The organism is Aeromonas sp. QDB25 (assembly GCF_027707725.1).
Lineage (GTDB): Bacteria > Pseudomonadota > Gammaproteobacteria > Enterobacterales > Aeromonadaceae > Aeromonas > Aeromonas caviae.
In genome coordinates, this window is sequence record NZ_JAPCIZ010000003.1 from 26850 (window position 1) to 48895 (window position 22046).

Below are 22046 nucleotides of genomic sequence, written 5' to 3' on the forward strand. Positions count from 1 at the left end.
TTGCGTCCATATCGGGTCACCCCGCCTCTGCGGGCGGGTGAAACCGGATAGTACGAAGGGGGCCAGGCACTTGCCTAGCCCCCATTCGAGGCAACCGGCAGAAGAGCGCCCCCGGGTGCGACGGCCCCTGTCGGCCCTCCCCCGACAAGCGACCTATTTGGCGGGCTGAAGCTTGCTCACCAGGGTCATGGCCACCACCAGCACCAGCCCTGCCACCACGCCGGCCAAGGCGCTCAGCAGGGTGGGCGTCACCACGGCCAGTACCCCGCCGACCCCGGGCAGGGCGGCCACCGTGTCCGCCGTCCCTTCGATGAGATGATGGAGGAAGGGCCAGCCATGGACCAGAATGCCGCCGCCGACCATGAACATGGCGATGGTGCCCACCAGGGCAAGCAGGTGCATCAGACGGGGCGCCGTCACCAGCAGCCCCTGCCCCACCGCCCGGCGCACGGCGCCGCCATCGGGCTTTTGCAGCAGGTGCAGACCGATGTCGTCGAGCTTGACGATGAGCCCCACCAGGCCATAGACCCCGACGGTCATCAGCAGGGCGATGCCCGCCACCACGGCGATCTGCAGGCCCAGGCTCGACCCCTGCACGGTGCCGAGGGCGATGACGATGATCTCCGCCGAGAGGATGAAATCGGTGCGAATGGCCCCCTTTACCTTCTGGCGCTCATAGGCCGCCAGATCCTCGGGCACCGGCGCCGCCTGATGCGCCTCTTCCTCGTGGGGCAGGAACTTGTGGACCAGCTTCTCCGCCCCCTCGAAACAGAGGTAGGCCCCCCCCAGCATCAGGAGCGGGGTGATGAGCCAGGGGATAAGAGCACTGATGGCGATGGCGGCAGGCACCAGGATGAGCTTGTTGCGAAACGACCCCTTGGCCACCGCCCACACCACCGGCAGCTCACGCTCGGCCCGCACCCCGGAGACTTGCTCTGCATTGAGGGCGAGATCGTCCCCCAGCACCCCGGCCGTCTTCTTCGCCGCCACCTTGGTCATCAGGGCGACATCATCGAGCACGCTGGCAATATCATCGAGCAGGGTCAACAAACTGGCTCCGGCCATATCTGGCATTCCTTCTATTGAGTGGGACACATCCGGGCTGCCCCGGTCAGGGTGATGAGGGGGTCAGGGGACCACGGGCCCATCCGGGGATCACCCTTTGGGGCAAAAGATGGCACAGTGTAACGGGAAGCCGCCACGGCGGCAGCCCCCCATGGCAGATCCCCTGCTCCGTTTTCACCTCACGGCCACCGGCCCAAGGAGTTCCCATGCAACCCTGGCAACCTCTGCTCGATTTCTGGTTTGGCGATGACGCAGACGACGCTCCCCGTGCCGCCCGTCAGGCCCCCCTCTGGTGGGGCAAGAGCAGCGAGACCGATGCCCTGCTGGCCTCACGCTTCGGCGAACTGGCGGCCCGTGCCGCAGCGGGCGAGCTCGCCCGTTGGGAGGGCGATCCCGCAGGGCGCCTGGCCCTCATCCTGCTGCTGGACCAGCTGCCGCGAAACCTTCACCGCCACACCCCCGCCGCCTTCGCCCAGGACGACAAGGCCAGGGCGCTGTGCCTCAAGGGGCTCACCCTCGGGGTCGACAAGGGGCTCTCGCCGCTGGCCCGGGTCTTCTTCTATCTGCCCCTCGAGCACGCGGAGTCCAGAGAGCAGCAGGCCAGAAGCGTCGCCCTGTTCGAGGCCCTGGCCGACGAGCAGGCCACAGGCCCGGCCCGGGCCACCTTCGAAGGCTTTGCCGACTTTGCCCGGCGCCACCAGGTGATCGTCGAGCGCTTTGGCCGCTTCCCCCACCGCAACGCCATCCTGGGCAGGGCGAGCACGGAGGAAGAGGCCGCCTTCCTGCAACAACCCGGTTCGGGATTCTGACATAAAAAAATCCCCGCCATGGGCATGGCGGGGAGAGAACAACCGATCCGCACCTCACTGGATGCGATAGCGGGAGATCTGCTGATGGATATTCTCCGTGGTCACGTTCAGCTCCTCTGCGGCGGCGGAGGTCTCCTCCGCCGTGCTGCTGGTCTGCTGCACCACCTGGGCTATCTGCTCGACCTGGAGGGCGATGGATTCCGCCGCCGAGGTCTGCTCGCGGATGGCCAGGGTGATCTCGCCGACCTGATCCATGACGCGATGGGAGGCCTGGCGGATCTGGGTGATGATGGCCCCGCTTTCCGTCGCCATGGCCACCCCTTGCGCCACCTTCTCCTCCACCAGGACCATTCTGGCCACCGTGGCCTCGGACCCTTGCTGGATAGCCTCCACCGTCCTTGAGATCTCCTGGGTCGACTGGGCCGTCCGCTCCGCCAGCTTGCGCACCTCGTCGGCGACCACCGCAAAGCCGCGTCCCTGCTCACCGGCCCGCGCCGCCTCGATGGCGGCGTTGAGCGCCAGCAGGTTGGTCTGCCCCGCCACATCGTTGATGACGTTCACCACCCCACCGATGCGGGAGATCCCCTCCCCCAACGCCGTCACATCGCGGGAGGCCTGACGAATGGCGTCGGCGATGTCGTTGATGGCGAGCACAGTGCGCTCTATGGTGGCCCCGCCGTCACTGGCGAGCTTGCCGGATTCATTGGTGATGCGGCTGGTCTCCTGGGTGCGCTGGGAGATGTCCGTGATGCTCACGCTCATCTCCTCCACCCCGGCGGCGATAAGGCTGGTGGCGTCATTGGCCTGACTCGCCGACTCCGCCATGTGCTGGGCCGCCTGGGAAAGGGACTCTGCCGTGCTCTTGATCTGCAGGCTGCCCACTGAGAACTCGGTGAAGGTCTGCTGCAAGGTGTCCAGCAGGCGGTTGACCGCCGTCAGCGTCTGGCCGATCTCGTCCTGCTGGCTCACATTGGCCCGCAGGGTGAAGTTCAGGTCGCGCTGGATCTCGGACAGGGTCGCCATGGCCAGACGGAGGGGATTGGCGACCTGCCTGAACAGCCAGAGAAAGAGCACCAGCGTGAGGGCCCCCGCGCCCACCGAGATGAACAACAGGGCCTGCATGCTGCTATCGGCATTCTGCTCGCCTCGCAGCTTGACGGCGTCACCTTGCTGGATGTTGAAGTGGACGTGCTTGTCGATGGCCTGGGAAAGCTGCTCAAACAAGGGGGCAAGCTCCGTGTCGATCGCCTCTCTGGCCTCCACATTCTTGTTCTCGCGGGACAGGCGCAGGACGTCTTCAGAGGCCTTGCCGTACTGGGCAACCAGGCGCCGATCATCGGCGACGAGCTGCCTGTCCTCCTCATTGGAGATCATCCCGCTTTCATACTGGCTCAGCAGGGCGTCCATCTTGGTGTGAAGGGATGCAATGCTCTGCTCTATCTGACTCATCTTGCCGTCGTCGGTGTTGAGCACGTGCGCCTGGATCAATGAATGCAGGGCGTAGAAGTCTGTTTGTATCTCCTTGATCGTGGAAATGCTGGGGACTGTGTTGTCTGTTACATAGCTGAGATCCGCATTGGCGGAGGAGAGTCTGCTGATACTGAACCAGCTGAGACACCCCAGGGCCAGCATGACCAGCAGGGCAATGAGTTGAAGCCGACGAGCGATATTCATGAGTGCTTACTCCATCCATAGACTCCCTGCCAGGGTAGCCGATGCGGGCCCCGAAAATAGCGCCTAAAACATGCATTTCATTACACTTTTCAACTTCTGCTCGGCCGCGTCACACCCGCCGCCCCAACCCGGCCTTCGGGACCGCCGCCCCCCTCTGGCAGAATGGAAAAAGGAAGGCATTCGCCTTCCTTTTTTGCCCGGGGCGGCCGCACTGGCCGCCCATGAGCCCCGTGACAGGGCGCTCGCCGGTCACGCCGCCTCGGCCAGCTCCTCCTCTTTTTTCTGGTAGGCCTGGGGGGAGAGCCCCAGCAGCTCCTGCACGGTGGAGGCCACCGTGATGGAGGAGAGCGTCCCCACCAGGATGCCGGCGAACAGGGTGAAGGAGAAGCCGTAGAGGGCGTCGCCGCCGAACAGGAGCAGGGCCCCCACGGTGAAGAGGGTGGTGCCCGAGGTGATCATGGTGCGGCTGAAGGTGGCCTTGATGGCCACGTCCGAGCACTCGTGGATCCCCATGCGGGTACGAGACCCCAGCAAGTCCCGCAACCGGTCCGAGATGACGATGCTGTCGTTGAGGGAGTAGCCTATCACCGCCATCAGGCCCGCGATGACGTTGAGGTCGAACTCGATGTCAAAGAGCGCGAGCAGCCCGATGGCCACCAGACCATCGTGCAACACCGACACCAGGATGCCGATGGCCTGGCGCCACTCGAAGCGCACCGCCAGGTAGGCGGAGATGGCGAGCGAGGCCACCAGCACCGCCAGCATCCCCTGCTGGAACAGCTCCGCGCCCACCTGGGGCCCGACGATGGTGGTGCGCAAGAGCTCCACCGGCAGGGCGAGTTGCTGCCCCAGCATGGTCGCCAGATCCTCCGCCGCCCAGGGCAGCGCGTGGGGGGGCAGCTTGATGAGCCACTCGCCGGGCACACCGGCGCCGTGCAGCTCCACCACCCCCGCCAGGGGCGCCGTCAGCAGAGCGTTGAGCTCATGGGCCTCCTTCAGGGTCTGGATGCGAAACTCCAGCAGGATCCCGCCGGTGAAATCGAGCCCGAGGGCGAGCCCTTTTGTCGCAAGGACGGCCACGCAGGCCAGGGTCAGCAGCACGGAGGCCCACAGCCCGATATAGCGCCAGCGGGTCAGCCCCATGGCCAGGATCATTCTCAGCATTGTTCTTCCCTCGACGTCAGGTGGTTCAGGCTTCCCGGCAGGAAGCGGTCGGTGCGCAGGTCATGCAGACTCACGGGCGCGGCGTCATGGTGATGAAGTCGGTTCATGGTCATACCCTCAGCAGCTTGGCGCGGCTGTTGCCCCACAGGGGGTTGATGATGGCGCGGGTGCCCCAGATGCCGGTCACCATGCTGGAGATGAGCCCCAGGATCAGGGTGATGGAGAAGCCCTGCAGCGGCCCGGAACCGATGGCATAGAGCACCACGGCGCAGATGAGGGTGGTGATGTTGGCATCGAAGATGGTGCGAAACGCCGAGCGATAACCAAAGTCGATGGCGTTGGCCAACGAACCCCCTTCCCGCAGCCGGTCCTTGATCCGCTCAAAAATCAGCACATGGGTATCCACCGCCATGCCGACGGTGAGCACCAGACCGGCGATCCCCGGCAGGGTCAGCACGGCCCCCGGCAATACCGCCAGCATCCCCACCTGCATCAGCAGGTTGGCAACCAGCGCCGTGATGGCGACCCAGCCGAACTTGCGATACCAGGCCATCATGAACAGCATCATGCCCGCCATGCCGAACGCCAGGGCGGTGAAGCCCGCCTCGATGTTCTGCAGACCCAGGGTCGGGCCTATGCTGCGCTCCTCCAGGATCTTCAGCGGCGCGGTGAGGGCCCCGGCCCGCAGCAGCATGGCAAGCTCCTGGGCCTCGGGCAGGCTGCCAATCCCGGTGATGCGGAACTGGTTGCCAAGGGCGGTCTGGATGGTGGCGACGTTGATCACCTCGCTTCGGGCGCGCAGCTTGCCTTCGGCGTTGGTCTTGTACTCGGTGAAGACGGTGGCCATGGGCTTGCCCACGTGCTGGCGGCTGAACTGGTTCATCTTGCTCCCCCCCAGGGTGTCGAGCACGATGTTGACCTGGGGCTGCCCCATCTCCCCCATGTTGGCGCGGGCATCGACGATGTGCTCGCCGCTCAGCACCGGCTGGCGGGCCAGCCCCACTGCCTGGCCGCTGCGATCCGCCATGAAGAAGCGGCTGTCGGCCTTGGCTTCATAGAAGGCCAGGGACGCGGTGGCGCCGATCACCTCTTTCGCCTGCTTGGGGTTGTGCACCCCCGGCAGCTCGATGCGGATGCCGTCCTGCCCCTGACGCACCACCGAGGCCTCGACGATGCCGAGCTCGTTGATCCGCTTTTTCAGGATCGACAGGTTCTGGGTCACGGCGTTGTTCACCAGCAAGGTGCGCTCGGCGTCGCTCAGCACCAGGGTCAGTGCATTGCCGGAGCGGCTCAGTGTCCACTGATCCTGGCGGGTACCGGCACTCTCCTTGATGATGGAGAGCCAGGCCTCCTGCCCCGCCACGTCGGGCAGGGTGACGGCCACGCTCCCCTGGGCGGTGCGCATCACGCTGGCGCCGCGCAGGTTGGCCTCGCGAAAACGGGTGCGCAGGGTATCCACCAGGTTCTTGGTCTGGTTGTCGATGACAAAATCCACGTCCACCCCGATCAGCAGCTGGGAGCCACCGCGCAGGTCCAGCCCGAGCTTGATGGGATCGGCGCCGAGCCGGCTGATCCAGGCCGGGGCGTTGGAGTAGAACTCCAGGGTCAGGGCGGCGCTGTCCAGCCCCTGCTGCTCCAGCAACTGCTTGGCCAGTTGCTGCTCCCCCTGGCTGGCGAACACCAGCGCCATCCGGCCACCCTGGGCGATCTGCTTGAGGGGGTCGATGTGGTTCTCGGCCAGCAGGGTGCGCTGCGCGTCGCTCAGGCGCGACTGGCCGTGCAGACCGAGGGAGGGCTGCTCACCGAAGAAGGTGGGCAGGGAATAGAACGCGAACGTGACCAGCATCAGCAGCAACAGGGCGTACTGCCACAGGCTCATGCGGTTCAACACGGTATGACTCTTTTTTCTCATGAAATCGGCCTCTGTCAGGCGATGGCAAGGGGCGACACCGGGGTCGCGCCGTGCAAAAAAATGAAACAAGACAGCCTAACCGTTCACTAAAAGTGAACAGCAACAGAGAGAAGATGAGGCAACAGGTGGCAAGCTGACCCCATCGGGGTCAGGCGAGGAAGCTCTGGGCGAAGCGGTACTGCAGATGCCGGCGCTGCAGGCGGCGCCTGTGAATGCCGGCGAAGTGATCGCGAAAGCTCGTCCCCGGGTAGAAGAGGGCGGCATAGAACAGCAGGCCGCACAGCAGCAGCAGGATCGCCTGCTGGGACCAGCTCATCACCAGCTCGTAGACCACGCTGCCGGGCTGATGATCGCGGCTCAGGGAGTGCTCGAGGCGCAGCAGGTGATTCTGGTGGGAGCCGACGAACTTGACGATGCCATCGTCACTGCCGCTGACGCCGTGGGCCGCCGGGCTTGCGTCGGCAGGTGCCGCCCCCTCCGCCAGCGAGTGGGCCTGCTGGGCCGAGGGCTGGAACGCGGGTACCTTGACCCCCTCCACCGAGAGGGTAGAGAACAACAGTGCGAGGGTAATGAGCAGGGTCATCGCCGCCAGTTTCACGTTGTCGGTCAGGTTCAAAAGTTAATTCCCACACAATAGAAAGGGCAAGCTACCACAGCCTGCCCCACAAGAACAAGGGCGGCAGGCCCGGGGCCCGCCGCCCTTGTGTTGTCTCACCGCGTCCTCAACGGCTGCGGGTCATGCCCTCGAAGTCCTCGGCATAGTCCTTGAGCAGGGTGTAGAGGTGGGCCCGCTGGGATAGATCCATGGAGTGGCTGAGATCGCTCAGCCACTGGATGGTGCGCTGGCGGGACTGGTCCGTGTAGCCGGTGAAGCGGCCATCCATCAGGCCGTCCCCCTGCTGGAGCAAGCGGGTCAGCTCCTGGCCGAAATCCGGGCTCTGGCGCTGCTTCATCAGCCGCTCCAGCTCCTTGGTCCAGGCCTCCTGAAAGTCGAGCCAGGGGGCCATCATCTCGTATTGCCACTCGGCCCACTGCGTGATGAGAGGCTCCTGGGCCGGCTTCACCTTGCCAATCCAGAACACCAGGCGCTCGTTCATCTTCTCCCGAAATCCCTTGATCATCTCGGCCTTCGACTGGGTGGCAAAATCGTGCTGGCGCTCCTGCTGGCGCTTCACCCGATCGGCCATGAAGCGAGCCACCTGATCGTCGGTCAGGGTCTTGGCGAGGCGCACCGTGCGGGGAATGGCGTTCTCCAGGGTGCGGGTCAGGCTCGCCTGGGTTCTGTCCAGATGCAGGGTCACCTGGGCCGGGCTCATGGGGCTGGCCACCGCCTTGGCCAGGGCATCGAGATCCCGGGCATAGATGGGCAGCTCATGCTGCCGGTGCCAGGCCATCAGCCCCTTCACCTCCTGGTCCAGCAGCTTCTTCTGGCTGCGATCCAGGGAGAAGTAGTCGTCCAGTTGCCAGACGATGGCCGAGTCGAGCCAGTAGTAGATCACCCGGGTGGCGCAACCCGTCAGCAGCAGGCAGAGCAGCAGCAGGCTCCAGCTACGCGGTTGACGCCATGAGAATGTGGTCACCATGCATGCCTCCCATTCATTGAATACACGCGTCGCGCGAGCCGTTGCCGGGCATCACTCCAGGCGCTGGCGGTTGATGTCGATCAGGGCCTGATACTCGGGCCCGGGTTGCTGTTCGGCCATCAGCAGCGCCCACAGCAGGCCGATGTAATCGACCCAGGGCAGGAAGGCATCGGCCTGGAATCCCCGGGGCCCCAGCCCCGTCGGTGCCCCGTCCATGGCTTCAAGATAGCAGCTCTCCAACTGGCACCGCTGCTCTTCGCTCCAGCCGTGGGTGCGCTGAATGCTGGCGGCCTCGAACCCTGGATGGCCGGCGGCGCCGTACTCCCAGTCGATGACCCAGGGTCGCGACCCCAACAAGTTAGCCGGATTGAGATCGTGATGGCAAGGGAGCCAGCAGTCGTCCGGCTCCCGGCTCGCGAGCAGGGCCCGCTCCAGCGCGGGCAGCCAGGGAGGGATATGGGCCAGACGCTGCCGATAACCGCCGCTGTGGGCCCGCACCGCCATCACCACGGTCGGCACCGGCAGGCGGTGCAGCCGCACCAGCACATCCGCCATCAGGCGGGGTTGCGCGGCGAGAGGCGGCGCCTGCTCGGCCCAGTTGGGTTCGTCGCACCACGCCAGCAGCATCAGGCCGGTGGCGGGATCGCCGTGATGACAGGGCAACGCCAGCCCCTGCCCCACCGCCCCCTGGTAGAGCTGCCACTCGGTGGCCCGGTCGATGCCAAGGCGCACCGGATCCGGATGACCGCGGCGCAGGAAGGCCTGCTCGCCAGTGGGGAGGCAGAGCCGGTAGTTGCCGTTGGTCAGGCCCTGGCCCAGCGGCTCAAGGCGCCCCTGATCCCAGGGCGCCGGCAGACTGGCGAGGAGTGCCAGCTCCGCCAGATCCCCCTGCCCCCGCGGGTCCTCACCAGCCAAAGGTGGACTTCTTGGCCTGTTTGCGGATCTCTTTCTGATCGGCCCACAGCAGTTCGCCGTTCTCCACATCCATCAGGTTCATGGTCATCTGGTAGTAGACGTCCTTCACCTTGCCGTTGTCCTTGACGATGCTGGCGAGGTTGCCATAGACCATGTAGCGGGCACCGGTCTGCTTGCCGAGCCGCACCATGGTGGCGGGATCCACCATGCCGCTGCCCTGCTGGTATTCGAGCTGCTGCTTGACCGCCGCCACCTTGCTCATGTCCACGAAGCGGAACTTGCCCGAGCGCAGCAGCTTGGTGCGGATAGTGTCGGTGATGGCCTCGGTGTCGATGTGCTCCGAGGTCTTGTTGCGGATGGAGTCCATGAACATCACCGGGCGGCCCCCGGCGGTGATCTCGCTGGTGGCCGGGGACGCCAGCATGGAATCCGCCATCTTGTCGGCGATGGCCTGCAAGTCGGAGGAGCCGTAATCGACGGTCACCGTCTCGGTCTCGGTGGGATCGCCATAGCTGACGGTGGTGCTGGAACAGCCGCCCAGCAGCAGGGCGCCGGTCAGGATCAGCAGGGCATGATTCATTTTCATCAGTAGGATTCCTCCATCACTTCGCGAACGTAAATCCGGTAACCCCGTGCAGCCGGGCTCGGCGCCAGGGCGGACAGGGTACGGGTCTGGTAGCCATGCAACTTGAGGGGGGCCCAGCCGCGGCCATCGCTGGCCACCTCCTGCCCCGCGTCGTCATACCAGTAGAAGAGATATTGCAGCGTGTTGTCACCACGCTGGGTGCTGGCCGCCGCCACGTTGACCTGCAACAGGCCGTTCTGCTGGCGCCGGCTGAGCTCGGTCAGGGTGACGTTGACGTTTTGATGCTGCTCGGCCACCGCCGCCGCACCAGCCGCGCCATAGAGCGCCACGCCGGAAGTATTGGTGGCACAGCCCGTCAGCAGCAGAACCAGGCCCAGGGCCAACCCTTGTGCTTTCATCTTGCTCTCCTTGCCGGTGGCCGTCGGCCTGACCGGTCATTCATCTGAGTTGCCATATCCGGTTCCCCCTAGAGGGGCATCACCCGGGTCGTGAGCCCGCTCCCAAGGCGCTGTACCCACACCAGGGTGGTGCGCCCGGCGTGGACGCTGAGTGGCAGGGTGCGCATGGCGCTGCCCGCCCCCAGGGTCAGGGTGACGTTCCCGGCCGGGACCATCCCCTGCCAGCTCGAGGCCTTGGCGGGCAGCGTCAGCCAGCTGCGGGTATCCGCCCGCTCCGAGAGGGTGTTGAAGATCCCCACCAGGATGTTGCCCACATCCCCCCCCTCCTTGGCGGCAGTGCGCCGCACATGCTCCTTGGCCACCAGCCGCAGGGCCTGTCGGGTCAGCATGCCGGGCAGCCGCTCCTGCAGATCCTTGGCCGCCAGCGCCTCCAGCCTCACCAGCTCGCTGGTCTGCGCCACCCCCTTGCCCACCGACAGGGTAAGCGGGGCGCCGTCGCTGGCCCGATTGTCGTAATAGGGCACCGCCACGGTAAAGGTACGAAAATCGCCGCTGGAGGTGGAGATGGGCAGCGGCAGGAAGAGCTCCCGGCGCGCCGGAATGAGGCCATCTTCAAACAGCACCACAAGCTGTCCTTCATCCTTGACCGGCTGCGGCGCCTTGCGGCCCATCCGTTGCTCGGTCTCCTTGAGCTCCTCGGGAGAGCCGCGAAGCCGGGCCAGGCGCAGCAAGGCATCCTGCAGACTCTGGTTGTCCGGCGCTATCTGGTAGCCGCGCTGGTAATCGACCCAGGCATCGTTGAGATCCCCGGCCGCCTCGTAGAGCACGCCGGAGAAATAGAAGGTGTAGGCGTTCTGGAAACCGTTTTTCACCTGGCCTATCAGGCGATCGAGCTCGGGGGCGCCGCGCGACATCAGCTGGCGCATCTCCCCGGCTTCGTCCTCCTGCGCCCCCTCCTGCGCGGCCTTGCGCACCTCGTCGGCCCGCCGTTTAAGGGCCTGCTCCTGCACCTGGTTGGCACGGCGCACCTCTACCAGGGCGCCGTCGGCATCCCCGCGCTGCAAGTAGTTGAGCGCCAGATAGTGGTGCAGCATGGTGCGCTCGTAATCGGGCGCCTGGTAAGCCAGGGTCTGATCGTTGGTGAGCAGGCTGCCCGCCTGGGCCAGTCCCTGGCTCAGGCGGTACTCGGCCTGACTGTCTTCCCACACAAGCCGGCTGTCGGCGGCGGCAAAGGCCTGCTTGCTGGGGCCGTCCTGACCCGCCAGCCAGGCGATGCGCCCCTTCTCCAGCTGGTCGAGCACGAAGGTGTCGTCCCCCGGGGTCGATTCGCGCACCTCGGGCAGGGCCTCGGCGGCATGGCCCAGCAGCAGCTGGTTGCGCAGGGGCACCATCTGATCCGAGTAGGAGACGAACATGTCTTTCCACTGGGAGGCACAGCCCCCCAGCAGCAGACCGGCCAACAGCAGGCCGGTCGACGTGACGAGGCGCATCACAGGCTCAGCAGGGGTCCCAGGGGCTCGCCACCGACCAGGTGCAAGTGGATGTGATAGACCTCCTGCCCGCCGTGGCGGTTGCAGTTCATGATGAGGCGGTAGCCGTCCTCGGCGATGCCCGCGTCGCTGGCGAGCTTGCGGGCCACGGTGAACATCCGGCCCAGCGCCAGCTCGTGATCCGGCTCCACGTCGTTGACGGTGGGGATGAGCACGTTGGGAATGATCAGGATATGGGTCTTGGCCTTGGGCTGGATGTCGCGAAACGCGGTCACCAGATCGTCTTGATAAAGGATGTCGGCGGGGATCTCCTTGCGGATGATTTTGCTGAAAATGGTTTCTTGCGCCATGGGTAACTCCTTTATAGGAAAAAGAAAATTCAATACAAAGCTCAAGCGGCTCCCAAACAGGCCGCCGCAACGCGCCAAGTGTGACACAAGCCGACATTTGGCACAGCCGTTGTCCCAATCGCTTCAGTTATTGTGAAGAATACCGATAGCGAGGAGACGTCCCGCGAACCACAACGGCATCCCCTTCGGGGCATGCAGGGTATCAAAGGGACGGGGTACTCAGGCAAGGGACTTTTGCACAGACAGCGGGACAATAATGAAACAAACAATGTCAGACCTCTCGATCCTACAGAGAGTCTATCTGGGCTTTGCCATCCTGGTCGCCGTCATGGTCGCCAGTGCGGTACTGACCTTTCGCGGCCAGAGCGAACTCAGCGGCGCCCTGGATCAGGTGACCCAGGAGTCCATGCCGCTGGTACTCGCCAGCAGCCAGACCCAGATAAGCCTGCTCAGCGCCAACAAATGGCTCACCGACGTGCTGACCGAGCAGGATCTCAAGCAACTGCCGGCGGAAGTGGCCGAGTTGCAACAGGCCAAGGGCCAGGTCGACAAGATGGTCGCCAGCCTCAAGCAGCAGGTGGCGGTTCATCCCCAGTTGCAGGCGGACATGACTGCCCTCGTCAAGCTGGTGGATGACTACCTGCAACTGACCCAGACCCTGCCCGGCGAACACGAGGCCCTGCTCACCCGGCTGCACAAGGTCAATCAGGCCAAGGGCCAGTTCCAGGTCAGCCTGCCCCAGTTCAAGAAGAACCTGGGGGACATGATGGTCACCATCGACGACAGCTTCATCAAGATGCTCTCCGAGACCCTGACCACCAAGCTCTCCGCCATCGAGCTCTCCACCATGGATGCCCTCAACCAGAGCATCCCCGCCCCCATCGAGGCGGCGCTCAAGCGCAACAAGATGCAGATCGAGGGCTTCAACAGCACCATCAAGGATCTCCAGGGGGAGCTCAAGGACTTCGACAACAACATGGGCCACTACGTCCATGGCTTCGTGCGCGACACCACGGGCAATGACGGCGTGCTCTCCCAATACCTGGCCCTGATGAAGCAGCAGCAGGCCATGCGCGAGCAGAGCAAGCAGGCGAGCCAGCTCATCCTCAGCATCCAGAACAAGCTGGAGGGGATCACCGCCCAGAGCCAGCAGCTGATGAACGCCAGCATCCAGGCCTCCGATCGGGTGCAGACCCAGAGTACCCTGACCCAGGGGATCAGCATCGCCATCGCCATCTTCGTCGCCATCCTGGTGGCCTTCACCCTGGGCAAGGCCATCCGCCGCCCCCTGAAAGAGCTGCTGCGGGTGCTGACCGAGGTGACCCAAGGCGACATGACCCAGCGGGTCGGCTTCAAGAGCCAGAACGAATTCGGCCAGCTCGCCAGCCAGATCAACCTGCTGATCCACCAGATGGGGGATGTGCTCAAGCAGCTCTCCCAGGCTTCGACCCAGCTCAACAGCGCCGCCCACGACAACCGCCACACCACCGAATCGGTGCGGGCGGATCTGGAGAAACAGCGTCAGGAGACCGCCTCGGTCGCCGCCGCCATGACCCAGATGGAGGCCTCGGTGCGGGAGGTGGCCCAGGCCGCCAACCAGACCCTGGAGCGGGTGCAGGATGTGGAGAAAGCCTCCGAGATGGGGCGCAAGGTGATGGCAGGCAACATCACCACCACCCACCAGCTCGCGGGCAAGCTGCAGCAGACCGGCAAGGTGATTGGCGACGTGAGCGCCATGAGCGGCCAGATTGGCAACATCCTCGACGTCATCCGCGGCATCGCCGAGCAGACCAACCTGCTGGCCCTCAACGCCGCCATCGAGGCGGCCCGTGCCGGCGAGCAGGGACGCGGGTTTGCGGTGGTGGCCGACGAGGTGCGCAACCTGGCCGGGCGCACCGCCCAGTCCACCAGCGAAATCCAGACCATGATCGAGAACCTGCAGCAAGGCGTCGCCCGGGCGGTCAACGTGATGCAGGAGTGCTCCCGCGAGATGGACAGTTGCGTGGATCAGAGCTCCCAGGCCAACAACGCCATGGAAGAGGTGCAGGGCATCGTGGTGCTCATCAGCGACATGTCAAGCCAGATAGCCTCCGCCGCCGAGCAGCAGCAGGCCACCAGCGCCGACATCGCCACCAACCTCAACCGCATCTCCGACATCTCGGATCTCAACTATCAGGGCATAGAGCGGGTCGCCGAGACCAGCCAGCAGCTCGACTCCCTTGCCGAGCAGCAGGAGGGGCTGGTCCAGCGCTTCCGCCTCAGTGCCTGATGGCCACGACCCGATACGACAAGGCCCCGCATTGGCGGGGCCTTGTTTTTTACTGGCATGCGGCGCGGGATCAGGCGTAGGCGATGGCGCCCTTGCCGACCCCTTCATAGGCGACAATCTTGACGAACTTGTCCCCTACCTGCTTCTTCACCTCGCGGGCGATGTAGTGGGCCAGCAGCTCGATGGTGGTGTCGGTGTCGATCATCTCCACCTCCGCCGCTGGCATGGCGAGCTGGAACAGCCCCTGGGGCGCCACATACTTGAAGCCGATGTAGTGAGCGTCCCCTTCTTTCAGTGACGCCTCGGCCCGCTCGCTCAGGGCGAGTTCGCCAAGGGCCACCCTGTCCTCTTCAGTGCCCAGGTAGATGTCGGCCCAGCGCTCGGCCCAGTTGAACTCCAGCTCCTCGTCACGCTCCCCGTCCACCAGGATCTCGACGGGAGAACGGTGGCCGTGGGCGATGCGCTGGCAGTTGCCGTCGTGCTTCTTGAGGCCGTGGCTGTAGTGGTAGAAGGCCCCCTCGATGCGCTCCTGGCGCAACGTCAGGGAGAGATCCTTGATGTTGCCCGGCAGCCGCTTGGCCAGTACCCCCAGCAGATAGCGGGTCACCGACTCTTTATCCACCTGGGGGGCGGGAATGAAGGCGAAGCCCTGGGTCGGGCAACGCAGGTGAATGGCGCGACCCGGACGCAGCAGATCCACGGTGCTCTCGTCGTTCTCCAGCGCGTGGACATGGACCAGGGGACATTCCGTCGGCACCAGCAGCTTGTGATCCACCTCTTCATCGATGATCGACTTGATGAGCTTCTTCACCCGACCGAAGTCCAGCAGCATGCTCATCTCGTTGAGCTCGCCACTCATCTCGATGTCCACCAGCCAGCTCTCGCCCACCATGCCGCGGCGCTCGCATAAATAGCTGGAATCGATCACAGTCAAATCTCTAACAAATAACTTCATTACTCAGGCCTTGCTACAGAGAAAGTGCAGTTTGCGATATTATGACCCCGGATTATCGGCAAAGGAACTGGAACCCCCCATGAACAAATTGCTTATCAAGAATGCCACCCTGGTCAACGAAGGCCGCATCTATGCCTCCGACGTCCTGATCGAGGGTGAGCGGATCGCCCGCGTCGCCCCGGACATCAGTGCCCCCGATGCCATGGTGATCGATGCAACGGGCCGTCATCTCATCCCCGGGATGATCGATGACCAGGTCCACTTCCGGGAGCCCGGCCTGACCCACAAGGGAACCATCGCCAGTGAATCCCGGGCCGCCGTGGCCGGTGGCACCACCAGCTTCATGGAAATGCCCAACGTCAATCCCCAGACCACCACCATCGACGCCCTCGAAGCCAAATACCAGATCGCCGCCAACTCCGCCGCCGCCAACTACAGCTTCTACCTGGGTGCCACCAACGACAATCTGGAAGAGATCAAGAAGCTCGATCCCAAGCAGTCCTGCGGCATCAAGATCTTCATGGGGGCCTCCACCGGCAACATGCTGGTGGACAACCAGGAGACCCTGGCAGCCATCTTCCGCGAAAGCCCGGTGATGATCGTCACCCACTGCGAGGACACCCCGTCCATCAAGGTGCTGGAAGACGAAGCTCGCGCCAAGTGGGGCGAAGACGTGCCCATGCGCGAGCACGGCCGCATCCGCAGCGCGGACGCCTGCTACAAATCCTCCAGCATGGCGGTCTCCCTGGCCAAGCAGTACGGCGCCAAGCTGCACGTGCTGCACCTGACCACGGCGAAAGAGCTCTCGCTCTTTACCGCCACCCCGGATCTGAAGGATCTCAAGGACAAGAACATCACCGCCGAAGTGTGCGTCCACCACCTCTTCTTCAACGAGGCGGACTACGACACCCTGGGCAGCCAGATCAAGTGCAACCCGGCGGTGAAGAGCGCTGCCGACCAGCACGCCCTGCTGGATGCGGTACGCAACGATGTGCTCGACATCATCGCCACCGACCACGCCCCCCACACCTGGGAAGAGAAGCAGAACAGCTACTTCAAGGCGCCGTCCGGCGTGCCCCTGGTGCAGCACTCCCTGCAGGCGCTGCTGGAGCTCTACCACAACGGGGTCTTCAGCCTGGAAACCATCGTCAAGAAGACCTCCCACGCGGTGGCCGAACGCTTCCAGGTGCAGGATCGCGGCTACATCCGGGAAGGCTACTTCGCCGACCTGGTGCTGCTGGATCTCGGCAAGCCCTACGTGGTCACCGACAGCAACCTGCTCTACCTGTGCGGCTGGTCCCCGTTCAACGGCTACCGCTTCCAGAGCACCATCGAGATGACCCTGGTGAACGGCCAGATTGCCTGGCAGAACGGCCAAGTCACCGACAAGGTATTGGGCAAGCGTCTCACCTTCAACCGCTGATCTGGATGATGACCGCTTCCAGCGCGCCCTGCTTGAGATGACCCTGGTCAACGGGCAAATAGCCTGGCAGCACGGTCAGGTCACCGGCAAGGTATTGGGCAAGCGCTTGACCTTCAACCGCTGATCTCGGCTTGAGAGCATCACGCCAAACGGCCGCCTCCGGGCGGCCGTTTTTCATACAAGACAGCGGTGAGGTGCCGACAAAATGCACCACTGGTCGCACTTTGATCCGAAGTTGCTCGCAAAGCAGGCAAACGATCTCGAACCTGGATTTCCCCTGTTGACAGGGTCGGGGCATCTCCATAAACTCCCTCCCCGTCAGCCGAGCTGACTCCGTCGGTGTGTAGCGCAGCCAGGTAGCGCATCTGCATGGGGTGTAGAGGGTCGGAGGTTCGAATCCTCTCACACCGACCAAATTCCCCGAGAAAGGCCTTGTCAGACGACAAGGCCTTTTCTTTTATGGTCTTCCGCCGCGATTGTCTCTCCAACCCCTTTATGCTGTAGTAAAACCCCCTTTGCCAAGCGGCCCGCATCATGTTGCCTTCCTTTCGTACTTTCTGCACCCTTGCCCTCAGCGCCCTGCTGGTCGGCCAGCTCGCGGGCTGCGCCACCGCCTATGACAGTGAAAAATCGTTCTGGAATGGCCAGACCGGTTTTTCACAGACCCAGCTTGGCCCGGCCCGCTGGCAACTGGAGTTTGTGGGCAACGATCTGGTGGACAGGGAAACGGCGCGCAAATACGTGCTCAAGCGGGCCGGTGAGGTGGCACTGGCAAAGGGATACCCCTGGATTCGGGTCGAGACGCTGACCCTGTCGCGGGATGCCGTCAGGGTCACCCCGACCCGCCCCCAATTCGGGTTCGACGAGTACGAGCCAGACACCTTCATGGACGGCATGCAGGTGGAACATCGCACCTCGGCCCTGCTCGTCTTCACCCTGGAGGCCAGCCCCCGGGACGCACAGAGCATGGAAGCCGTTTATCTCGCAAAAATTAAAATAAACAGCGATTAATACAAATAAATCACAAGATGCATATCAAATGCAGCTAACAACAGCGCAAAACTCCGAAACAAGTCACTGGATTTCCCCTTCGCGATTAGGCATGCTCCAGCACACCGGCTGTCTGGATTCCACCGCCCGGATCACAAAAAAGGACTGAGGCGGCCCCTCGCCGCCTGCACAGGCATTGCACCTATCGAAACCGGAACTCCCCCATGAAAATGAACAAGTTGACCGTTGCCATCCTCATTGCGATGTTGCTTGGCATCGTGACCGGGCAGGGTTATCGCCTGCTCGCGCCCGCACAGGCCGCAGGCTTTGCCGATGACATCACCCTGCTGACCGACATCTTCCTGCGCCTCATCAAGATGATCATCGCCCCCCTGGTGTTCACCACGCTCGTGGTCGGTATCGCCAAGATGGGTGACACCCGCACCGTGGGCCGCATCGGCGTCAAGACCCTGGGTTGGTTCATGCTCGCCTCCCTGATGTCCCTGACCCTGGGGCTGGTCATGGTCCACCTGATGCAACCCGGGGTGGGGCTCTCCCTCTCCCTGCCCGATGACGGCACCAGCTCCGGCGTGGTTGCCACCGCCATCTCCCTCAAGGATTTCGTGACCCACGCCATCCCGAAAAGCGTGGTCGAGGCGATGGCCACCAACGAGATCCTGCAGATCGTGGTCTTCTCCCTCTTCTTCGGGCTGGCCGCCGCCGCCCTGGGGGACGACGCCAAGCCCGTGGTCAAGCTGATGGCCAGCGGCGCCGAGATCATGCTCAAGGTGACCGGCTACGTGATGAACTTCGCCCCGTTCGCGGTGTTTGGCGCCATCGCCGCCATGGTCGCCAAGGAGGGGCTCGGCATCCTCGCCACCTATGGCACCTTCATGGCCCAGTTCTATCTGGCGCTCGGCTGCCTCTGGCTGCTGCTCATCGCCATGGGCAGCCTCTTCATCCGCCGCCGCATCCTGACCCTGCTCGCCCTCATCCGCGAGCCCATCCTGCTGGCCTTCTCCACCGCCAGCTCCGAGGCTGCCTACCCCAAGACACTGGACAGGCTGGAGAAATTTGGCTGTGACAAGCGCATCGCCAGCTTCGTGCTCCCCATGGGCTACTCCTTCAACCTGGACGGCTCCATGATGTACTGCACCTTCGCGGTGATGTTCATCGCCCAGGCCTATGGCATCGAGCTCTCCACAGCCCAGCAGATCACCATGCTGCTGCTGCTGATGGTTACTTCCAAGGGAATGGCCGGGGTGCCCCGCGCCTCCCTGGTGGTGATTGCCGCCACCCTCAACCAGTTCCACATCCCGGAAGCGGGCATCCTGCTGCTGCTCGGTATCGACCACTTCCTCGACATGGGGCGCTCCGCCACCAACGTGCTGGGCAACGCCATCGCCGCGAGCGTGGTGGCCAAGAGCGAAGACAGCCTGGGGGAGACCGCCCCCCTCGGCGAGGTGGATACCGCCAAGGCGTGATCCCCTGACCCCCATGGCAACGGCCCGCCTATGCGGGCCGTTGCCATATGCCTGATGGGGCACACCGCGCCTCAGCACCAGCGCCTGACCTGCCGGCAATAGTCGTCATAAGCATCGCCGAATTGCCGCCGCAGCGCCTGCTCCTCCGCCAGGATCTGGAAGCGGGTAAGCCAGCCCCAGAGCAGCAGCGGCCCGAGCCACACTGCCATGCCTCCCAGATAGCACGCCAGCGCCAGGGCCCAGCAGAGCAGCCCCAGGTACATGGGATTGCGGCTGATGCGATAGACGCCCCGGGTCACCAGCACCCGGCTGCTCTCCAGCCGCTGGGGGTGCACGGTGGTGCGCTGCTGCCAGAAATGCAGAAGCGCACCGCCTCCCAGCAGGGCTCCCGCCAGCCACAGCGTGGCGACCAGCACCAGCCACAGGGGCGCTGCCCTCCCCTCGCCCCGCCCCAGCCACATGGCGAGCACGATGACGACGAACAGCAGCAACGGTGGAATCCGCAACGTCAGCTTCATATTTTCTTCCTGCAACACGTGCCACGATTGACGCCGTTGAGATACACTCCCAGAGTCGGCATCTGGATAAAAAGTGAAATATATCATTAGCATAGCAACATGCTATGACCAGACCTGCCGCAGCTCGCCTCAGCGATGAGCCCAGCCTCAACTCAAGACAATAAGAAAGGACTTGCCCCATGCACAAGAAAACACTGCTCGCGACCCTGATCTTCGGGCTGCTCGCCGGTCAGGCGGTCGCCGCCCCCTATCTGCCGCTCGCCAGCGACACCCGCAACGGCCAGGAGCAGACCGCCACCAACGCCTGGCTGGAAGTGGACCTGACCGCCTTCGAGCACAACATCCAGACCCTCAAGGATCGCCTCGGTGACAAGGGGCCGCAGATCTGCGCCATCATGAAGGCGGACGCCTACGGCCACGGCATCGACCTGCTGGTCCCCTCCGTGGTCAAGGCCGGCATCCCCTGCATCGGCATCGCCAGCAACGAAGAGGCCCGGGTGGCCCGCGAGAAGGGCTTCGAAGGCCGGCTGATGCGGGTCCGTGCCGCCACCCCGGCCGAGGTGGAGCAGGCCCTGCCCTACAAGCTGGAAGAGCTGGTGGGCAGCCTGGCCAGCGCCCAGGGGATCGCCGACATCGCCCAGCGCCACCACACCACCATCCCGGTGCACATCGGTCTGAACTCCGCCGGCATGAGCCGCAACGGCATCGATCTGCGCCTGGCGGACTCCAAGGAAGATGCCCTGGCCATGCTCAAGCTCAAGGGGATCACCCCGGTCGGCATCATGACCCACTTCCCGGTGGAGGAGAAAGAGGACGTCAAGCTGGGGCTGGCCCAGTTCAAGCTGGACTACCAGTGGCTCATCGACGCGGGCAAGCTGGATCGCAGCAAGCTCACCATCCATGCCGCCAACTCCTTCGCCACCCTGGAAGTGCCGGAAGCCTACTTCGACATGGTGCGCCCGGGCGGCATCATCTATGGCGATACCATCCCCTCCTACACCGAGTACAAGAAGGTGATGGCGTTCAAGACCCAGGTTGCCTCGGTGAACCACTACCCGGCGGGCAACACCGTCGGCTATGACCGCACCTTCACCCTCAAGCGCGACTCCCTGCTCGCCAACCTGCCGATGGGCTACTCCGACGGCTACCGCCGCGCCATGAGCAACAAGGCCTATGTGCTGATCCATGGCCAGAAGGCCCCCGTCGTGGGCAAGACCTCCATGAACACCACCATGGTGGACGTCACAGAGATCAAGGGGATCAAACCCGGTGACGAGGTGGTCCTGTTCGGACGCCAGGGTGATGCCGAAGTGAAACAATCCGATCTGGAGGAGTACAACGGTGCCCTCTTGGCGGACATGTACACCGTCTGGGGCTACACCAACCCCAAGAAGATCAAGCGCTAAGCAAATTGCTGACATGAAAAGGGCTCCCGAGGGAGCCCTTTTTATTGCACCGTTCACGCCGCCTTTTTGCGGGTCATCAGCAGACTCAGCCCCATGGAGGCCAGCAGGATCAGCGCCACCACGCCAAGGGCGATGCCGGTCGGTATCTTGAAGATATCGAGCAGCAACATCTTGACCCCGATGAACATCAGGATCAGCGCCAGGCCGTATTTGAGAAGAGCGAAGCGATCGGCCACCCCTGCCAGCAGGAAGTACATGGCGCGCAGCCCCATGATGGCGAAGATGTTGGAGGTGAGCACGATGAAGGGATCCGTGGTCACCGCGAAGATGGCCGGGATACTGTCCACCGCGAAGATGAGGTCGCTCACCTCCACCAGCACCAGGATGAGCAGCAGCGGGGTCGCGTAGCGCACACCGTCACGCCAGACGAAGAACTTCTCCCCCTCCAGCGTCTCGGTCACCTTGAAGCGACGACGCATCCAGCCGAGCAGGGCATTGTTCTCGAGATCCGGCTCCTTGTCGGCCGCCCACAGCATCTTGGCACCGGTCAGCAGCAGGAAGGCCCCGAACAGGTAGAGGATCCAGTGGAACTGCTCGATGAGCCAGCTGCCCGCGAACACCATGCCGGCGCGCATCACGATGGCCCCCAGCACCCCGTAGAGCAGGACCCGGCGCTGCAGCTCCGCCGGGATGGCGAAGTAGCCGAACAGCATCAGCCAGACGAAGACGTTGTCCACCGCCAGTGCCTTTTCGATGAGGTAGCCGGTGAGAAACTCCAGCCCCTTCTGGTTCGCGATTTCGCGCCCGGCACTGTGATCCAGCCAGAGCCAGATGGCCAGGTTGAACAGGAGCGCCACGCTGACCCAGATGAGAGACCAGATGCCCGCCTCTTTCAGGGACACCTTGTGCGCCTTGCCGCCACCGACAAAGCGGATATCAATCCACAACAGGACCAGCACTATGCTGAAGAAACCGGTCCACATCCACCATTCACCCATTTTCACTTCTCCCAAAACGACAAAACCCACGGCCGGGAGGCAGTGGGTTCGCGTTTG

General features: G+C 63.9%; 21 protein-coding genes and 1 tRNA gene. 7 read left to right on the forward strand and 15 right to left on the reverse strand.

Annotation, left to right across the window (positions count from 1 at the left end):
* Positions 1-153: 153 nt before the first annotated feature.
* The gene (locus tag PG883_RS01665; RefSeq protein ID WP_041212856.1) at positions 154-1065 is read right to left on the reverse strand and encodes a DUF808 domain-containing protein; all 912 of its coding nucleotides are present in this window, start codon (positions 1063-1065) and stop codon (positions 154-156) included.
* 206 nt (positions 1066-1271) lie between these two features.
* Here PG883_RS01665 and PG883_RS01670 point away from each other — a divergent pair, with 206 nt between their 5' ends.
* Positions 1272-1874, forward strand: coding sequence for a DUF924 family protein (locus PG883_RS01670; RefSeq protein ID WP_210556716.1), 603 nt, complete (start codon positions 1272-1274; stop codon positions 1872-1874).
* A gap of 54 nt (positions 1875-1928) precedes the next feature.
* Here PG883_RS01670 and PG883_RS01675 read toward each other — a convergent pair whose 3' ends face one another.
* The 10 genes from PG883_RS01675 to hinT form a co-directional block, all read right to left on the reverse strand.
* A complete protein-coding gene (locus PG883_RS01675) occupies positions 1929-3548 on the reverse strand; it encodes a methyl-accepting chemotaxis protein (RefSeq protein ID WP_134996571.1) in 1620 nt (539 codons plus the stop codon).
* A gap of 249 nt (positions 3549-3797) precedes the next feature.
* Positions 3798-4712 carry a protein translocase subunit SecF gene (secF, locus tag PG883_RS01680; RefSeq protein WP_029314368.1) on the reverse strand — a complete coding sequence of 305 codons (915 nt, stop codon included), beginning with the start codon at positions 4710-4712 and terminating at the stop codon, positions 3798-3800.
* A 109-nt stretch (positions 4713-4821) separates the two neighbouring features.
* On the reverse strand, positions 4822-6624 hold the full coding sequence (gene secD, locus PG883_RS01685; RefSeq protein WP_029314367.1) for a protein translocase subunit SecD: 1803 nt from the start codon (positions 6622-6624) through the stop codon (positions 4822-4824).
* A gap of 148 nt (positions 6625-6772) precedes the next feature.
* Positions 6773-7240, reverse strand: a complete 468-nt coding sequence (locus tag PG883_RS01690) for a hypothetical protein (RefSeq protein WP_041212852.1) — start codon at positions 7238-7240, stop codon at positions 6773-6775.
* Between the two features lie 106 nt (positions 7241-7346).
* Entirely contained in the window at positions 7347-8207 is an 861-nt protein-coding gene (locus PG883_RS01695) for a DUF6279 family lipoprotein (protein WP_113070433.1), read from the reverse strand.
* A gap of 51 nt (positions 8208-8258) precedes the next feature.
* A complete protein-coding gene (locus PG883_RS01700) occupies positions 8259-9122 on the reverse strand; it encodes a phosphotransferase (protein WP_270806896.1) in 864 nt (287 codons plus the stop codon).
* Positions 9112-9708 (reverse strand): penicillin-binding protein activator LpoB, encoded by a 597-nt coding sequence (gene lpoB / locus PG883_RS01705; RefSeq protein WP_010674346.1) that lies wholly within the window; start codon positions 9706-9708, stop codon positions 9112-9114. The genes PG883_RS01700 and lpoB overlap by 11 nt, the downstream gene beginning before the upstream one ends.
* Positions 9708-10106, reverse strand: a complete 399-nt coding sequence (locus PG883_RS01710) for a YcfL family protein (RefSeq protein WP_270806897.1) — start codon at positions 10104-10106, stop codon at positions 9708-9710. The genes lpoB and PG883_RS01710 overlap by 1 nt, the downstream gene beginning before the upstream one ends.
* Positions 10107-10174: 68 nt before the next feature.
* Entirely contained in the window at positions 10175-11596 is a 1422-nt protein-coding gene (locus tag PG883_RS01715) for a COG3014 family protein (protein ID WP_270806898.1), read from the reverse strand.
* Entirely contained in the window at positions 11596-11946 is a 351-nt protein-coding gene (gene hinT / locus PG883_RS01720; protein WP_010674343.1) for a purine nucleoside phosphoramidase, read from the reverse strand. Before hinT ends, PG883_RS01715 begins: the two co-directional genes overlap by 1 nt.
* 256 nt (positions 11947-12202) lie before the next feature.
* On the opposite strand from hinT, the gene PG883_RS01725 reads away from it, so the two are divergent.
* The gene (locus tag PG883_RS01725; protein ID WP_041215416.1) at positions 12203-14215 is read left to right on the forward strand and encodes a methyl-accepting chemotaxis protein; all 2013 of its coding nucleotides are present in this window, start codon (positions 12203-12205) and stop codon (positions 14213-14215) included.
* 70 nt (positions 14216-14285) lie between these two features.
* Here the strand turns inward: PG883_RS01725 and PG883_RS01730 are convergent, their stop codons facing one another.
* Positions 14286-15170, reverse strand: coding sequence for a 6-carboxytetrahydropterin synthase (locus PG883_RS01730; protein WP_162540564.1), 885 nt, complete (start codon positions 15168-15170; stop codon positions 14286-14288).
* Positions 15171-15249: 79 nt separating this feature from the next.
* Here PG883_RS01730 and PG883_RS01735 point away from each other — a divergent pair, with 79 nt between their 5' ends.
* Positions 15250-16593 (forward strand): dihydroorotase, encoded by a 1344-nt coding sequence (locus tag PG883_RS01735; protein ID WP_102948302.1) that lies wholly within the window; start codon positions 15250-15252, stop codon positions 16591-16593.
* Here the strand turns inward: PG883_RS01735 and PG883_RS01740 are convergent.
* Positions 16583-16897, reverse strand: coding sequence for a hypothetical protein (locus PG883_RS01740; protein WP_103858525.1), 315 nt, complete (start codon positions 16895-16897; stop codon positions 16583-16585). The two genes, PG883_RS01735 and PG883_RS01740, sit on opposite strands and share 11 nt — an antisense overlap.
* 33 nt (positions 16898-16930) lie before the next feature.
* Between PG883_RS01740 and PG883_RS01745 the strand changes: the two genes are divergently transcribed.
* The 3 genes from PG883_RS01745 to PG883_RS01755 all read left to right on the forward strand — a co-directional run bounded on the left by PG883_RS01745 (position 16931) and on the right by PG883_RS01755 (position 19067).
* A tRNA-Pro gene (locus PG883_RS01745) sits at positions 16931-17007 on the forward strand.
* Between the two features lie 120 nt (positions 17008-17127).
* Positions 17128-17604 carry a CC0125/CC1285 family lipoprotein gene (locus PG883_RS01750; protein ID WP_223919521.1) on the forward strand — a complete coding sequence of 159 codons (477 nt, stop codon included), beginning with the start codon at positions 17128-17130 and terminating at the stop codon, positions 17602-17604.
* Between the two features lie 203 nt (positions 17605-17807).
* Positions 17808-19067, forward strand: coding sequence for a dicarboxylate/amino acid:cation symporter (locus PG883_RS01755; RefSeq protein WP_045525467.1), 1260 nt, complete (start codon positions 17808-17810; stop codon positions 19065-19067).
* A gap of 71 nt (positions 19068-19138) precedes the next feature.
* Here PG883_RS01755 and PG883_RS01760 read toward each other — a convergent pair whose 3' ends face one another.
* Positions 19139-19585 carry a methyltransferase family protein gene (locus PG883_RS01760; RefSeq protein ID WP_223919523.1) on the reverse strand — a complete coding sequence of 149 codons (447 nt, stop codon included), beginning with the start codon at positions 19583-19585 and terminating at the stop codon, positions 19139-19141.
* A 179-nt stretch (positions 19586-19764) separates the two neighbouring features.
* Here PG883_RS01760 and alr point away from each other — a divergent pair, with 179 nt between their 5' ends.
* Positions 19765-20991 carry an alanine racemase gene (alr, locus tag PG883_RS01765; RefSeq protein ID WP_244081905.1) on the forward strand — a complete coding sequence of 409 codons (1227 nt, stop codon included), beginning with the start codon at positions 19765-19767 and terminating at the stop codon, positions 20989-20991.
* A 53-nt stretch (positions 20992-21044) separates the two neighbouring features.
* Here the strand turns inward: alr and PG883_RS01770 are convergent, their stop codons facing one another.
* Positions 21045-21989, reverse strand: a complete 945-nt coding sequence (locus PG883_RS01770; protein ID WP_029314355.1) for a TerC family protein — start codon at positions 21987-21989, stop codon at positions 21045-21047.
* Positions 21990-22046 lie beyond the last annotated feature (57 nt).